Raw genomic sequence first — 16,420 nt, forward strand, 5'->3', positions numbered from 1 at the left:
AAGCAAAAATTATTTTATGATTTATTTGGCAATGCGTTGGCGAACAGCTTCAAACAGGCATACGCCCGTTGCCACAGAGACGTTCAGCGATGAAACTGAGCCAGCCATTGGAATACTAATCAACTCGTCGCAATGTTCACGAGTCAAACGACGCATTCCTTCACCTTCCGCGCCCATCACTAATGCGATAGAGCCAGTCAGCTTACTTTGATACAAGTTATGGTCAGCTTCACCGGCGGTGCCAACAATCCACACATTGTATTCTTGCAGTAAACGTAAGGTTCTTGCCAAGTTGGTCACGCGGATCAACGGAACGTTTTCCGCTGCGCCACAAGCGACTTTCTTCGCTGTTGCATTCAACTGAGCAGATTTGTCTTTCGGGACAATCACCGCATGAACACCAGCTGCGTCTGCGCTACGTAAACACGCGCCTAAGTTGTGTGGGTCAGTCACGCCATCGAGGATCAGTAAAAATGGCGATTCGGTGCTTTCAAGTAAATCTGGGAGATCCCCTTCTTGATACTGCTTGCCGGCTAGCACGTTGGCGATAATCCCTTGGTGTACCGCACCTTCAGTTTGTGCGTCCATCCATTGGCGATTTGCCACTTGCACCACAATGCCCAACGCTTCGATTTCATGAACGATAGGCATCAGGCGGCGGTCTTCACGACCTTTTAAAATATAGACTTCTTTAATACGTTGCGGTGAACGCTCAAGCAGGGCTTTCACTGCGTGAATGCCGTAAATAATTTCGCTCATAAATATCTTTTAGGTTGAGAACATTAAATAGGTGGAAAATCAAAAGGTGGCGATTTCCCGCCACCTTGTATCATGAAACGCGCTTATCCCTCTTGTTTTTGGGATTTTTTCGCCACGCGTTTTGCTTTTAACTTGGCACTGATTTTTTTGGTTTTATCGGATGGCTTTTTGCTTTTCGCTTTACCGTTTCCTTTACCTTCAGGTTTCGCGTCTTTGCTGTCTTTCTTGCCTTTTTTCTCTGAACGACGAAATGCTGAATCAGGTTCGAAGTTTTTCTCTTTGCTCACATCGCCTTTTCGACGGGCTGAACGTGTCGCATTTTTAACTTCTTTCTTCATCTTATCCCGTGTAGTTTTACCCGGGTTTTTCGCTTTTCGTGTCGTTGAAATTAAAGCAAAATCAATGGTGCGCTCATCCATATGTACCGCTTCTACACGGATTTCCACTTCATCGCCAAGACGATAAGTTGTACCGGAAGATTCACCAATTAAGCGCTGTCCAACCGCATCATAACGATAATAGTCGTTATCAAGAGTCGAAATATGCACTAAGCCATCAATAAACAGGTCATTTAAGCGAACAAAGAAACCAAAACCTGTCACGCTAGTGATAAGTCCAGTAAACACTTGGCCCACTTGGTCTTGCATGAAGTCACATTTTAACCAATCTGCGACGTCACGGGTAGCTTCATCTGCACGGCGCTCGGTCAGTGAGCAGTGCTCGCCCAATTGCAGCATGCTGTCCATATCGGAGTGCCATCCACCCGTTTCCGTCCAGAGCTTATCTCCATGACCATGCTCTTTTGCCAGTAAGTATTTAATACCACGATGCAAGGTTAAGTCAGGATAACGACGAATTGGCGAGGTAAAGTGGGCATATGATTTCAGACCTAAACCAAAGTGACCGCGGTTTTCTGGATCATAAATCGCTTGCTTCATGGAGCGTAAAATCATGGTCTGTAACAGCTCATGGTCTGGGCGCTCAGCCACTTCGTTCATTACTTGGGCGTAATCTTTTGGCTCTGGCTTCATGCCACCCGGCAGCGTCAAACCTAACTCGCTGAATACTGAGCGTAAGTTCATAACGCTCTCTTCTTTCGGACGGTCATGCACACGGTATAGTGCAGGCTCTTCGTTTTTCTCAACAAATCGCGCAGCCGCAATATTAGCTAAAATCATGCACTCTTCAATTAATTTGTGTGCATCATTACGTTCTACAGGCTCAATACGCTCAATACGGCGTTCCGCATTGAAGATAAATTTGGCTTCTTCAGATTCAAACGAGATAGCACCACGTTCAATACGCGCTGCATCTAACGCTTTGTATAATTGATGTAAATGCTCGATATGAGGGACTAACGCTTTGTAATGCTCGCGTAGTTCTTCATCCCCTTGCAGCATTTTCCATACTTTGGTGTAAGTTAAACGTGCGTGGGAGCTCATCACCGCTTCATAGAATTTATATGAAGAGAGTTTTCCAGATGCCGAAACCGTCATTTCACACACCATACACAGACGGTCTACGCCTGGGTTTAGTGAACATAATCCGTTAGACAGCACTTCCGGTAGCATGGGTACAACTTGGGATGGGAAATAGACCGAGTTACCACGGCTATGGGCTTCCGTATCCAGTGCAGTTTGTGGGCGAACATAATAGCTCACATCGGCAATCGCAACCCATAAACGCCAGCCGCCACCTTTTTTCGGTGCACAGTAAACGGCGTCATCGAAGTCACGAGCGTCTTCGCCGTCGATGGTGACGAGAGGAAGATCGCGCAGATCCACACGCCCTTTCTTCGCTGCTTCAGGAACTGTTTCACTGTAATCAGCGACTTGCTTTGTCACTTGTGGTGGCCAAGAGTGTGGAATTTCATGAGTACGTAATGCGATTTCTACCGCCATACCCGTACCCATGGTTTCACCGAGTACTTCAACAATATTACCAACAGCTTGAGAGCGGCGTTGTGGACGAGTTTCTAATTCAACCACCACCACGTTACCCATACGGGCGCCACACTGCTTGTCTTTCGGAATTAAAATATCGAAACTTAAACGACTATCATCAGGAACAACAAACCCCATTCCCGCTTCAATAAAATAGCGCCCAACAATTTGGTTATTGCGCGGCTCTAATACACGTACAACACGCACTTCAGTGCGCCCTTTACGGTCTTGACCATAAGGTTGAGCCAAAATCACATCACCATGTAAAGCGCGCTTCATCTCATCTTGAGATAAGTAATAATCTTCTTTTTTACCTTCGACACGCAAGAAACCATAGCCATCACGGTGACCAATAACTTTACCTTTTAATAGGTCAATACGTTCTGGTAATGCATAACATTTGCGGCGGGTGAAAACTAACTGTCCATCACGTTCCATCGCACGTAAGCGACGACGCAATGCTTCCAATTCATCTTCCGTAGAGAGGTTGAGTAGCTGTGCAATTTCTTCACGGTTTGCAGGGGCTGTGCGCTTAGATAAGAGATCTAAAATAAACTCTCTACTCGGAATTGGGGATTCATATTTTTCTGCTTCTCTTTCCTGAAAAGGATCGTTTGACATTGTTACCTCCATTGTCATCAGAGTGATAAATTACTGAGACATTAATCGAGCAGTAATTGATACAGCGGACTATTATCTTTGACCATGTCCGCTAGCGTATATTGGTCTAGTTCTTGTAAAAATTGTTGTATCGCCTTTTGTAGCACACCTTTTAGGCGGCAGGCTGGCGTAATATGGCAAAATTCGCCACTACAATTGACTAGAGTGAGTGGTTCTAATGCGCGAACGACATCACCGATCCGGATTGATTCCGCCGGTTGACCCAATGCGATCCCACCATTTTTACCACGAGTGGCTTTTACATAGCCAAGGTGACTTAGCTGATTGATAATTTTAACCATGTGATTACGAGAAACACCATACACCTCAGTAACTTGTGTAATGCTCGTCATCTGCCCTTTTTCTAGGGCGGCTAAGTAGATTAGGGCTCGTAACCCATAGTCAGTAAAACTTGTCAGCTGCACAATCACCTCAAAAATTTTTTGGCGCTACAAATATGTCGTGAAATACTTATCTGCCATTTTCGTTATATTTGTTTTCTGGCTACCATCTAAAGTACATTTTGAACGATTTTCTACAGTATATCGCCTTAGTTTTAGTCTAGCCCATCCTTGCACGTAAAGATGCTTGTAATGGCACATAATGTTCAACTTGATGGATATTATCTGAGAATTTTAGCGTTTTATCAAAAAGGAATTCATCGGAAGGAAAATGGGAGAGATAAAAAAACAGCGCTCAGTGAGCGCTGTTCTGTCTATTACTCAACGTCAAACGGATCACGCAGGATCATCGTTTCTGAACGGTCTGGGCCAGTTGAAATAATATCAACAGGGATACCAGTCAGTTCTTCAATACGTTGGATGTAATCTAAAGCTGCTTGTGGCAGTAACGCTCTTTCTTTAACGCCGAAAGTCGTTTCGCTCCAACCAGGCATGACTTCATACACTGGCTCTAAGCCTTCCCACTCATCAGCGGCTAAAGGTGTAGTTTCTAACACTGTGCCATCTTTACGACGATAACCTACACAGATTTTTACTTCTTTTAAGCCATCTAAAACGTCCAGCTTAGTTAAGCAGAAACCTGACAGAGAGTTAATTTGTACAGCACGGTTAATAGCTACGATGTCTAACCAACCAGTACGACGCTTACGGCCCGTGGTTGCACCGAATTCTTGGCCTTTCTCACGCAGGAATTCACCGGTTTCATCGAACAGTTCAGTTGGGAATGGACCCGCACCAACACGTGTAGAATAAGCCTTGATGATCCCCAGTACGTAGTTCACGTAACGTGGACCTAAGCCAGAACCTGTTGCAACACCACCCGCTGTTGTGTTTGAAGAAGTTACATACGGATAAGTACCGTGGTCGATATCCAGCAGAGTACCTTGCGCACCTTCAAACATGACTAATTCATTCTTCTGATGTGCTTTATAGAGCAAATCAGAAACATCAATTACCATGCTAGTCAGAAGATCTGCAACAGACATGATGTAATCTAATGTTTCTTGGTAATCAACCGCAGGCTCTTTGTAATAGTTAACCAGTTGGAAGTTATGGTATTCGATGATTTCTTTTAATTTTTCAGCGAAAGTTGCTTTATCGAATAAGTCACCAACACGCAGGCCACGACGTGCAACTTTATCTTCGTATGCAGGACCGATACCACGACCAGTTGTACCGATAGCTTTTGCTCCACGTGCTTTTTCACGCGCATTGTCTAATGCGATGTGGTAAGGCAGGATCAGTGGGCATGCTTCAGAGATACGTAAACGCTCACGAACAGGAACACCGCGATCTTCCAGTTCTTTCATCTCTTTCATTAAAGCATCAGGCGCAAGAACAACACCATTAGCAATGATGCTGATGACATTTTCACGAAGAATACCGGATGGAATTAAGTGGAGAACGGTTTTTTCACCGTTTACAACAAGAGTATGGCCAGCATTATGGCCGCCCTGATAGCGAACTACATATTTAGCTCGTTCTGTCAGCAAGTCAACGATCTTGCCCTTCCCTTCGTCACCCCATTGGGTGCCCAGTACGACAACGTTCTTACCCATTTCGAAATACACTCGGTTGCTTAAAAATGAATTCTACCATCAAAAATGAACTGTTCCAGTGATATTTTGGCATTACAAAAATTTTTTTCTAGAAAGCAAGTAAAATGGTAGTTTTATTTCTGTCGTAGACTCAAAGTGAATTTCCTCAACCTGAGCAGCTCAAATTTTCCCTGAAAAATCCATCACTTAAAACGACAGGCGAAAAAAAGCCCACCGAAGCGGGCTTTTCTTTATTAGATTAACAGTAATTTAAGCTCGTTGCACGTAACTTAAGCTGTTTATCATTTAATCCGTTGAACGCAGCTTAGTTGGCGCCTTCATAAAGCGGAAGAAATCTGTATCTGGGCTAAGCACCATTACGTCATCACCACTTTTGAAGCTTTGCTCATAAGCTCGCAGGCTACGAATAAAGGCATAGAACTCTGGGTCTTGGTTGAATGCATCAGCAAACAGTTTCGTTGCCATTGCATCACCTTCACCTCGCAGGGTCAGTGCTGTACGCTCTGATTCTGCCAGTGTTTCTGTTACCGTCTTATCCGCTACCGCACGAATCTTGGTTGCTTCTTCTTGACCTTGTGAACGGTGCTGACGCGCTACCGCTTCACGCTCTGCACGCATACGTGCATAGATGGCTTCAGAAACTTCATTTGGTAATTCAATACGTTTGATACGCACGTCGACAACTTCGATACCTAACGCCGCCATACTGTTTGCATTCACAACCAGTGGCTTCAGGTTAGTTTCTTTTTCAACGCGAGCCGCCGCATCTGCAATTGCAGCATCAGCGTCTTTAGTTGCTTCATCGGTTGCAGTACCTTTGTTCAGTGCATCACGAACATCAACAGTTAAACGACCACGAGAGTCAGTGATGATGTCTTTAACACTTAAACGACCAAACTCAGAACGTAAACGGTCACTGAACTTACGTTTTAACAGGGTTTCCGCTTGGAATGGGTTACCGCCGCCAGTCGCTACATAGTAACGGCTGAAATCAGTGACACGCCATTTCAGGTACGAATCCACCATTAAGTCTTTGTTTTCGCTAGTCAGGTAACGGTCAGCTTGAATTTCTAACGTCTGAATACGCGCATCTAGCATTTTCACAGTTTCAATAAATGGAACTTTGAAATGTAGACCTGGTTCATAAACGATAGGTTTATTCTCAGAATCACGTAAAACCTTACCAAAGCGTAATACAATACCGCGCTCAGTTTGAGGAACAATAAAGATTGATGCGTAGGCAACAGCTAAAACAGCAATCACTACAAAAATAAATGACTTACGCATGATTATTGTCTCCCTACTCTAACTGCATCACCACGCACAGGATTGTTTGGCTGCGCAGGTGCTGAACTCGTAGAAGATGAATTGTTCGTTGAGTTCGTCATTCTTGCTGACTGATTCACTTTTGGTGCCGCAGTCGTATTGCCCGTCGCACCACGCATGATTTGATCCAACGGCAGTACTAACATGCTGTTACTCTTATCATTAGCAATCACTTTACGTGTATTTGCTAATACGCGCTCCATCGTTTCGATGTACAAACGTTCGCGGGTAATTTCTGGTGCAGCACGATATTCAGGTAGCATTTTCGCAAAGCTTGCGACCTCACCCTCTGCTTTGAAGACGACGCTCGCCTTGTAAGCTTCAGCTTCTTCGATCATACGTTGCGCGTTACCTTTCGCGAGAGGCAGAACTTCGTTTCGGTAAGCGTGCGCTTCACGAATCGTTTTTTGTTCTTCTTCCCTTGCGGAAATTACATCATCAAACGCCGCTTTAACATCTTCAGGCGGACGAGCCGCTTGGAAGTTGACGTCCAGCAGGGTGATACCCATTTTGTATGGTGCAATCGTTGCTTCTAGCTCTTTCTGCGTAACATCACGGATAAAGGCGCGATTCGTAGTCAACACTTGCTCCATAGCAGATTGACCAATAACACCACGCACCGCACTATCCAGCGCTTGACGCAGACTATTATCAGGATTAGTCACACTAAACAGGTATTGAGCAGGATCGGTAACACGGTACTGAACGTTCATTTCAACGCGGATAACGTTTTCATCTGATGTCAACATCATACCGTTAGTCGCTTGTTCGCGAACAGTTTCAACGTTCACAGGAACAACTTGATCAATAAACGTTGGTTTCCAGTTCAGACCAGGTCCGACAACACCACTATATTCACCAAAACGTAAGACTACGCCACGGTCACTTTCTTTAATGGTATAGAAGCCTGAGCCTGCCCAAACTACGACAACCGCAGCAAGTGCTAACATACCTAAACGGCCACTCAGTTGTGATGGCTGTTTATTATTGCCTTCACCACCGCCTTTATTACCACCGCCGCCAAGCTTGCTGCCTATTTTACGAAAGAGATCGTCGAGATCATAAGCCCCAGGTTTCCGACCACCTTTGTTCCCGCCAGAGTTGCTGCCTTTATTGCCGCTTCCCCACGGATCGCGGTCTTGTCCGTCATTACCGGGCTGATTCCACGCCATGTTTTAGCTCCATTCTTTATGATTGATTTTTAGGGCTAAGAGCGATATTTCTCATCATTCATTTCACCCATGGGTGTCTTGAATCAAGTCGAGGATATTGGGCTCTTAATATCAATTCCATTGCCTAACTGTGTTGCGGTTAACTCAGCCAACTGACTGTTTTAACATCATTTTTAAACAACATAGTTAGGTAATTGTTGCTCCTGCTTGCATAAACGTCGCCAATCCACCATTGGCATACGCACCTCAAGTCCAATGGTGCCGTCTTCTTCTTGCCATTCACGTTCGATGGATTGAAGTTGATAAAAACGACTCCGTAAGCGACCTTCATTCGGTGGTAAACGCAATTCAAAATGTGCGATCTCACCTGAAAGGCGTTCCGTTAATGCTTGAAGCAACAAAGGGATACCTTCACCTGTTTGCGCTGAAACCCAGACACGAACTGGCTTGTTATCCTCATCTCTGTCAATACGCGGGACAAAATCGTCGAGCATATCGACTTTGTTCATCACTAAAAGTGTTGGGATTTCATTTGCATCGATTTCTTCCAGCACACTGTCAACCGCTTGGATATTTTCATCCAGTCGGACATCAACTGCATCAATCACATGGAGCAGTAAAGTGGCTTCACGCGTTTCTTGCAGAGTTGCTTTAAATGCAGCAACCAGATCATGTGGAAGGTGGCGAATAAAACCCACGGTGTCCGCTAAAACGACAGTGCCTACATCATCAACATCGATACGACGTAAAGTAGGATCTAACGTAGCAAACAGTTGGTCTGCTGCGTAAACATCTGCCGACGTCATCCGATTAAATAAACTGGATTTTCCGGCATTGGTGTAGCCCACCAAGGAAACAGTTGGAATATCTGCTTTACTTCTTGATTGACGACCTTGCTCACGCTGTTTTTCGACTCGTCCAAGACGAGATAAAATCTGTTTGATTTTATCTCTGAGTAATCGACGGTCAGTTTCAAGCTGCGTCTCGCCGGGACCACGTAAACCAATCCCGCCTTTTTGGCGCTCAAGGTGCGTCCATCCTCTCACTAAGCGAGTGGATAAATGCCGTAATTGAGCTAATTCAACTTGAAGTTTACCTTCATGCGTACGCGCACGTTGTGCAAATATATCTAAAATTACCCCTGTACGATCAACGACCTTACATTGGCAAACCCGTTCGAGATTACGTTCTTGAGCAGGGCTAAGTGTGTGGTTAAATAGCACCACATCCGCACCACTAGCTTCGACGGCTTCAGCGATTTCTTCAGCTTTCCCTTCCCCAACGAAAAATTTTGGGTGGGGCGCCTTGCGGCTGCCAGTCACTATTTGTACAGGTTTAACGCCAGCAGACGTCACTAGGGACTCAAATTCTGCTAAATTATCAACGTCTTTTTCTTGATCAAAAAAGACATGGACCAGTACAGCTAGTTCACCGCCTTCATACCTATCAAACAAGGTGTAACCTCTTAGGCTAAACAATAATTGCAAAGGAAAGACACAGGTATAGTCTCCCTACCCATGCTTTCCTTGTTTTTAGCGTACAGTCTTACTCAGCTGATTCGCCATCTTGCCCAGCAGAAGCACCACCGTGGTAGTTGCCATTGCCAGCGCCAGCAGTACCAGTACCGCTATGATGAGAAACAGGGCGTGCTGGAACCACAGTAGAGATAGCGTGTTTATAAACCATCTGGCTAACTGTGTTTTTCAGCAAAATAACAAATTGGTCAAAAGATTCGATTTGACCCTGCAATTTAATACCATTAACTAAATAAATAGAGACCGGAACCCTTTCACGACGTAATGCGTTCAGGAACGGATCTTGCAAAGATTGCCCCTTAGCCATTCTATGTTTTCCTTATTTTGTTGTTTTTTAAATGAGAATCTTACGATTCCTAAAAATTACTACTCAAAAATTACGCTTAACGCTTTAATTGTACACAAAGAATAGCCCTATGCACTAATAACCTGTATAACGGTGTCAAGCGCTTGCTGAGGTTGTTCACTATCTAACCGATGAACATTGTCCCAGCTTCTCAACCAAGTGATCTGCCGTTTAGCCAATTGGCGCGTCGCGCAAATCCCTCGATAAACCATTTCATCATAATCTATTTCACCATCGAGATAAGACCACATTTGCCGATAACCTACACAACGAATAGAAGGTAAATCAACATGGAGATCGCCTCGTTGGTATAGCGCTTTCACTTCGTCTTCAAACCCTGCTTCTAGCATTAAACGAAAACGTCGTTCGATACGCTCATGTAAAATTTTACGATCTTGTGGCTCAATAGCAAACTGAAACACATTATAAGGCAATTCTGTGCCTGCTGTTTGAGTCATTTCAGTCAAAGTTTGTCCCGAAATGAGATATACCTCTAAAGCTCGGGATAATCTTTGTGGATCATTAGGATGAATACGAGCCGCAGAGACGGGATCGACCTCAGCCAAGCGGCGGTGTACTTCAGCCCAACCTTGTTCTTTTGCTATGTTCTCAATTGCCTCACGAACTTCTGGAGAGGCTGATGGTAGCGGTGACAAGCCTTCTAATAAGGCTTTAAAATAGAGCATGGTGCCGCCAACCAGTAATGGAATCTTACCTTGAGACGAAATTTCATCCATTACATTTAATGCGTCACGACGAAAATCGGCCGCAGAATAAGGCTGAGATGGATCGAGGATATCTATCAAACGATGCGGGGCTTGGCTCAGCTCTTCTTGATTAGGCTTCGCGGTACCAATATCCATTCCTCGATAAATCAATGCCGAATCGACACTAATGATCTCCACAGGCAAATGCTTGCGTAATTCGATGGCCAATGCCGTTTTGCCCGAAGCCGTTGGCCCCATTAAGAAGATGGCATTTGGTTTTTGTTGAGTTACTAAATCACTCATTTGTCAGTGTAGCTACCACGGGTTGTAAATTAATTAATTGTAATAATGTTGGCGATGGATTTGCCACCCACTGCGGACAGATCCGCTCAACATCAGCCAGTAATTGAACTGCCTGCGCCAAACTCCAACTTTCCTCGTTTTTTGTCTGAGAAATCGCATTTGCTAGCCATTGCGCGATATTTTCATTCGAGACACTCTCTTTTGCTGACAAAAACACGATTAAATCAGAAAAAAGCTGCGATAAATTTTGCGTTCTTAGCGGTAACGATACCGTATGAATTGTTACTTTTCCATGAAATATCGAGGCATCGATACCAAATAGTGTCAATTGTTCCTTATAACGTCGCAAAACCTCTATTTCGTCACTTTTTAGTGACAATTTTAAGGGAATTAACAACGGTTGAGGCTTTAATCCACCATTTTCTGGCGTTAGTTGAGCCAGCTTGAGTAAGTAATTCGCTTCATTTAAGGATAACAGGATTATCCCTAATGAAGACTCAATTAATGCAAAGTTTTTTGCGTAGATTGTCAATACTTTACCGAATTGATAGTTATCCGCACTTTTCGCTACAGATTGGCTATCTACAGGATTGACACTCAACGGCTTTCTTTCTGGGAATAACGGTTTTTTATCTTCAGGTGCAACGGGAATCGACATCAAACGTTGATACAGCTCTCCCGCTTTGCGCTCATAGCTTGGCTCTGAGCGGTTATAGCTTGATATTGGACTAGACTTGCCTGCGTTGTCTGAAGTAAAAGTGTTGTTTTTACCTGCTACTGACGCATTTCGTGGCTCACCATAAGAAAGAGGAGGCTCTTGAGCATGACTCCGTTGAGCTCCTTGTGGTTTCCCTGTTTCCTGTACAGTAGGAGAAGCAAAGTAGTTATCCCCTGCGGATGCCCGATTTTCAACTTCGTTGGATACAGGTTCTATTCCCGGAAGTTCATTTTCAGTTAGCGCATTAAGCAATACAGTGCGTACCGCTTGATAGATAAAATCATGCACTAATCTGGCTTGATGAAAACGCACTTCATGTTTGGCGGGATGGACGTTCACATCCACTTGCTTTGGGTCGATGGTCAAATACAGCACATAAGCGGGTTGTTGATTTTCATCCAGATGGCCTTCATACGCTTGGCGGATCGCATGGTTGATCAGTTTATCGCGCATCATACGACCATTCACGTAGCAATACTGAATATCACTGACTCCGCTCGACGTCGTTGATGGTGCAACCACCCAGCCTTTGATCCCTAAATCACTGTGCTCCCATGAAAGCGCTAACGCGCCCTGCATAAAACCCGTTCCGCAAATTGTCCCTAAACGGCGCTCTTGCTGATTGGCATCCTGCGCTGCACGATACTGCTTAACTAATTTGCCATTGTGCGACAAATTAATCGCCACATCAGGGCGAGAAAGCGCAATTCGGCGCACGATTTCATCAATATGCCCAAACTCGGTTTTTTCTGTACGCATAAATTTGCGACGAGCGGGCGTATTGTAAAAGAGATCCAGCACTTCGACCGTTGTGCCATTGGGGTGTGCTGCAGGTTTTACCGTCACCTGCATGTCACGACCTTCTGCATAGGATTGCCATGCTTCAGTTTGCTCAGCGGGTTTGGAGGTTAATGTCAGGCGGGAAACAGAGCTAATACTGGCTAGGGCTTCACCGCGGAAACCCATGCTCATGATCGCTTCAAGGTCATCTAATGTGGCAATTTTACTGGTGGCATGGCGCGCTAGAGCGAGGATCAACTCATCTTTGTTGATCCCACAGCCATTATCCCGAATTCGGATCAGCTTTTCTCCTCCTCGCTCAATCTCGATATCGATACGAGTTGCCCCTGAGTCAAGGCTATTTTCGACTAACTCTTTAACCACGGAGGCGGGTCTTTCGACCACTTCACCCGCCGCTATTTGGTTCGCTAATTGAGGAGAAAGGATCTGGATTGCCATAACCTAATTCACTTATTTTGGCGCTGCTTGCAGCGGATTCGCTAAAAAGTACTGGCGTAACCCTTGGTGAATACCATCAGCCACTTTTTCTTGATAATCATTGGATTTCAATAGCTGTTCTTCAGATGTATTACTGATAAACCCAGTTTCCACTAAAATGGATGGAATATCGGGAGAACGCAGTACACCAAGGCTCGCGTGTTCTGGGGTTTTCTTATGAATATTACCAATTTTTCTAAGCTGCTGAATGACATGAACCGCAACATCGTAACCCACACGTTGTGAATGCCCAAACTGTAAATCCAATACCGCTTGGCTTAAATATGGGTCTGCACCACTGAGCGCGTCACCCGCACCACCAAGAAGTTCAGATTGTTTTTCACGCTGTTCCAACCAGCTACCTAATTCGCTGTTTGCTCGGCGGTTAGATAGCACCCAAACGGATGCCCCACGAGCGCTACTGTTTGGTGCTGAGTCTGCATGAATAGAAACTAGCATATTGGCACCTTTTTTACGCGCAACGTCTGAACGACCACTGACGGAAATAAAATAGTCTCCATCCCTTGTCATTACAGGCTTAAACATCGGATCGGCATCCAATTTTTGATACAGCTTACGCGCCACACTCAGTGTCACATCTTTTTCTTTATAACCGTTTTTACCAATCGCCCCTGGGTCTTTCCCACCATGACCGGCATCAATCGCAATCACCACCTGCTTAGTGCCTTTTGGTAAGGTTTTGGTTGGCGTTGCTGGGGCTGATGGCGTGGTTGACGTGGTCGATGAAGCCGCTGCTGGTGCATTCATTTTTAATGGTTTTTCTTGTACCGGCTGAACAGGCTGCGAATTACGTGTGGATGGCGTTGTCGTCGGCTGGGCTGGCATCACGGTATTATTATATGAATTTGATGTTTGTCCTTTTCCTGTAGATACAGTAAAGACAACTTGATATTGGCCTGAAACTTGCTGAACACTCGCTTTAGTCTTCGCGGCTTGGGCAAGTTCAAGGACGATACGTTTGTGCTGGCTATCAGGCGCTTGGCTAGCTCGAACTTGCTTCACCAAGTCCCCTTTCGGAAGCTTGAGTGGCAAACCAATAATTTCACCACGTTGCTGAACATCAATCACTAAGCGTTCAGGTGAGTGCAGCGGGAAGTAGGAATAATCAGGCTTTCCATCAACAAATGTTAATGTCACTTGCGCCTGTGAAGGGCTATTACTAACTTGAATATTAGAGAGAGATGCCGCTTTGGCGGTTGATGTCACCAGAGCCAGAGCAAACATCATCAATAATAAGAAAAGAGAAAAAATACCCTTGGTAGTTATTCTGTTCATCGATGCATTCATCATGAGCTATATGTTCCTTAGAATACCGTTAACGCTTCCAATAACGACTCTCCGGTTGTCGAAAAAGCGACAACCCGAGCCTGACGCCCTTCATCTTGATAGGTTAAATGGATCTCCAGATCCGCTTCAGGTAAGAAGCCTTTGCCCTGCTGTGGCCATTCCACTAAACAGATTGAGTTGTCTGAAAAGTAGTCACGGATCCCCATAAACTCAAGTTCTTCAGGATCGGCTAAACGATACAGATCAAAGTGAAAAACGTGTCTATCTGCTAATTCATAAGGCTCAACAAGTGTATAGGTTGGACTTTTTACATGGCCTTGATGGCCCAATGCCTGTAAAAATCCACGACTAAATGTCGTTTTTCCTGCACCTAAATCGCCATACAGGTTAATGACCGCCCCTTGTTTACAGGCCATAGCGATCGTGCGCCCAAGCGCGACTGTTTGCTCTTCATTAGCAAGTTGTACTGTGCGTTCTTTCATAGTTAGTGAAGCCAATTATAATGATAAAATTTATTCAATATTGATATTAACGTCTATTTTAACTCAAGCAGATCTATTTGTGTTATTTAACATTGTTGGAACATCGAGATCGGAAATTTCCGAGCAAGATCGTGCCAACGCGATCTGTGGATTTTGATAAATCCAATGATCGTGTTAGAGTGCCTGCGAATCCACTTTTACCTAGATATTTCCCATGTCCACACGCCTCGACCTCGACCTTCTTGCCCAAAATATTAAACAATGGGGCATCGATGCTGGCTTTCAACAAGTCGGTATTTGCGATACGGATCTTACCCTTGAAGAACCCAAGCTCCAAGCATGGTTAGATAAACAATATCATGGCGAAATGGAGTGGATGAAGCGCCACGGCATGATGCGGGCAAGACCCCATGAATTACACCCCGGCACACTGCGCGTCATTAGTGTTCGAATGAACTATCTTCCTGCTAAGGCAGCTTTTGCCAGCACGCTAAATAATCCAGAACTAGGCTATGTCAGCCGCTACGCCCTTGGCCGCGATTATCATAAGCTATTAAAAAAACGCTTAAAAGTGCTTAGTGATCGGATCCTCGAGTATTGCCGTCAGTTCGAATGCTCCGATGACCTGAATTTTCGCCCTTTTGTTGACTCGGCGCCTATTCTGGAACGCCCTCTTGCTGTCAAAGCGGGTTTAGGCTGGACAGGCAAGCACTCATTGGTGCTCAACCAACATTCAGGATCATGGTTTTTCCTTGGCGAATTGCTGGTCAATCTCCCTCTTCCCATAGATCAACCCGTTGAAGAGCAGTGCGGGCGCTGCGTTGCCTGTATGACAACTTGCCCAACGGGTGCAATTGTAGAGCCTTACACTGTTGATGCAAGACGCTGTATTTCCTATCTAACCATTGAGCTCGATAGCGCTATCCCCGAAGAGTTTCGACCTTTAATGGGTAACCGGATTTATGGCTGTGATGACTGCCAGCTTATCTGCCCGTGGAATCGTTTTTCTCAGTTGACAGATGAAGAGGATTTTAGTCCTAGAGCCGCATTGCATACGCCGGAATTATTAGATCTTTTTTCATGGGATGAAGAAAAATTTCTCCGTATTACGGAAGGGTCGGCAATCCGCCGTATTGGCTATATAAAATGGCTACGTAATATCAGTGTCGCTTTGGGTAATGCACCCTATCAAGATAGTATTGTCCTCGCATTGCAAAATCGCCTTGGAATTAACCCAATGCTAGACGAACACTTTCAATGGTCTATTGAGCAGCAATTAAAACGCCGAGAAGAAAATCAAGTCACAATTCAAACTTCGCAACAAAAACGTCTTGTTAGGGCAATTACTAAAGGTTTACCTCGAGACGCCTAAAAAAAAACCGGCCTTATATCCTAATCTATCAATTGTCAAACTGATGTGAATAAAATAAAAAAGTGCTTAGCCGACAATAGGTAAAGGATTTGCAAGTTGTGCTCAGCACATTTTGAAGAAATAATTTTTCACTTTAATTTCAATTAATTAAAATTAAAATCAATAATATTCATTTTGTGATAATCAAAAATTAACCAATAACTAACCTGTGGATAACTCTGTGCAGCAAAGTATTTCTGTCTAGGATAAATTGAACCTAGACCCACTCAGGTTGTGGATAACTTTCTCATGGAGAGAAGTAATAAAAAAGGCTGAATTTTAGTTAACTAACTAAAGTAAAGTTATCAAAAAGTCAGGTTAAGAAGAAATTTTAACTGAACAGGTAAAAATAGGATTTTTTACCTTTCACTCGAACGTTCGCCATTTTGGCTGAAGTTCTTATAGGATGCCCTATTGCTAAGGGGTGGCTATTCTATGGCTCTCTGCCTATG

Annotated in this window: 13 protein-coding genes; 1 reads left to right on the forward strand and 12 read right to left on the reverse strand. The window is 44.5% G+C overall.

From position 1 onward, the window contains the following. Nucleotides 1-21: 21 nt before the first annotated feature. The 12 genes from rlmB to tsaE all read right to left on the reverse strand — a co-directional run bounded on the left by rlmB (nucleotide 22) and on the right by tsaE (nucleotide 14,557). The gene (gene rlmB / locus PR799_RS14560; protein WP_154603050.1) at nucleotides 22-759 is read right to left on the reverse strand and encodes a 23S rRNA (guanosine(2251)-2'-O)-methyltransferase RlmB; all 738 of its coding nucleotides are present in this window, start codon (nucleotides 757-759) and stop codon (nucleotides 22-24) included. An 83-nt stretch (nucleotides 760-842) separates the two neighbouring features. Next, nucleotides 843-3,323, reverse strand: a complete 2,481-nt coding sequence (rnr, locus tag PR799_RS14565) for a ribonuclease R (RefSeq protein ID WP_272522551.1) — start codon at nucleotides 3,321-3,323, stop codon at nucleotides 843-845. A 41-nt stretch (nucleotides 3,324-3,364) separates the two neighbouring features. Continuing rightward, entirely contained in the window at nucleotides 3,365-3,787 is a 423-nt protein-coding gene (nsrR, locus tag PR799_RS14570; RefSeq protein ID WP_036948950.1) for a nitric oxide-sensing transcriptional repressor NsrR, read from the reverse strand. A gap of 293 nt (nucleotides 3,788-4,080) precedes the next feature. Then, on the reverse strand, nucleotides 4,081-5,382 hold the full coding sequence (locus PR799_RS14575; protein WP_154603052.1) for an adenylosuccinate synthase: 1,302 nt from the start codon (nucleotides 5,380-5,382) through the stop codon (nucleotides 4,081-4,083). A gap of 285 nt (nucleotides 5,383-5,667) precedes the next feature. Beyond that, the gene (hflC, locus tag PR799_RS14580) at nucleotides 5,668-6,669 is read right to left on the reverse strand and encodes a protease modulator HflC (protein ID WP_132496337.1); all 1,002 of its coding nucleotides are present in this window, start codon (nucleotides 6,667-6,669) and stop codon (nucleotides 5,668-5,670) included. Nucleotides 6,670-6,671: 2 nt separating this feature from the next. Further along, entirely contained in the window at nucleotides 6,672-7,880 is a 1,209-nt protein-coding gene (gene hflK, locus PR799_RS14585) for an FtsH protease activity modulator HflK (protein WP_154628847.1), read from the reverse strand. 173 nt (nucleotides 7,881-8,053) lie between these two features. After that, entirely contained in the window at nucleotides 8,054-9,334 is a 1,281-nt protein-coding gene (gene hflX, locus PR799_RS14590) for a ribosome rescue GTPase HflX (protein WP_154628848.1), read from the reverse strand. Between the two features lie 91 nt (nucleotides 9,335-9,425). Continuing rightward, nucleotides 9,426-9,722 carry an RNA chaperone Hfq gene (gene hfq / locus PR799_RS14595; RefSeq protein ID WP_006662385.1) on the reverse strand — a complete coding sequence of 99 codons (297 nt, stop codon included), beginning with the start codon at nucleotides 9,720-9,722 and terminating at the stop codon, nucleotides 9,426-9,428. Nucleotides 9,723-9,829: 107 nt separating this feature from the next. Continuing rightward, entirely contained in the window at nucleotides 9,830-10,771 is a 942-nt protein-coding gene (gene miaA, locus PR799_RS14600) for a tRNA (adenosine(37)-N6)-dimethylallyltransferase MiaA (protein WP_154628849.1), read from the reverse strand. After that, on the reverse strand, nucleotides 10,764-12,728 hold the full coding sequence (gene mutL / locus PR799_RS14605; protein ID WP_272522555.1) for a DNA mismatch repair endonuclease MutL: 1,965 nt from the start codon (nucleotides 12,726-12,728) through the stop codon (nucleotides 10,764-10,766). The genes miaA and mutL overlap by 8 nt, the downstream gene beginning before the upstream one ends. A 12-nt stretch (nucleotides 12,729-12,740) precedes the next feature. Continuing rightward, nucleotides 12,741-14,078, reverse strand: coding sequence for an N-acetylmuramoyl-L-alanine amidase AmiB (amiB, locus tag PR799_RS14610; RefSeq protein ID WP_272522557.1), 1,338 nt, complete (start codon nucleotides 14,076-14,078; stop codon nucleotides 12,741-12,743). A gap of 14 nt (nucleotides 14,079-14,092) precedes the next feature. Further along, nucleotides 14,093-14,557 carry a tRNA (adenosine(37)-N6)-threonylcarbamoyltransferase complex ATPase subunit type 1 TsaE gene (tsaE, locus tag PR799_RS14615; protein ID WP_154628852.1) on the reverse strand — a complete coding sequence of 155 codons (465 nt, stop codon included), beginning with the start codon at nucleotides 14,555-14,557 and terminating at the stop codon, nucleotides 14,093-14,095. A 214-nt stretch (nucleotides 14,558-14,771) separates the two neighbouring features. Between tsaE and queG the strand changes: the two genes are divergently transcribed. Then, nucleotides 14,772-15,929, forward strand: a complete 1,158-nt coding sequence (gene queG, locus PR799_RS14620; RefSeq protein ID WP_272522558.1) for a tRNA epoxyqueuosine(34) reductase QueG — start codon at nucleotides 14,772-14,774, stop codon at nucleotides 15,927-15,929. The last annotated feature ends 491 nt before the right edge of the window (nucleotides 15,930-16,420 follow it).

The organism is Providencia sp. PROV202 (assembly GCF_028479565.1).
In the GTDB taxonomy this organism is placed as follows: domain Bacteria; phylum Pseudomonadota; class Gammaproteobacteria; order Enterobacterales; family Enterobacteriaceae; genus Providencia; species Providencia zhijiangensis.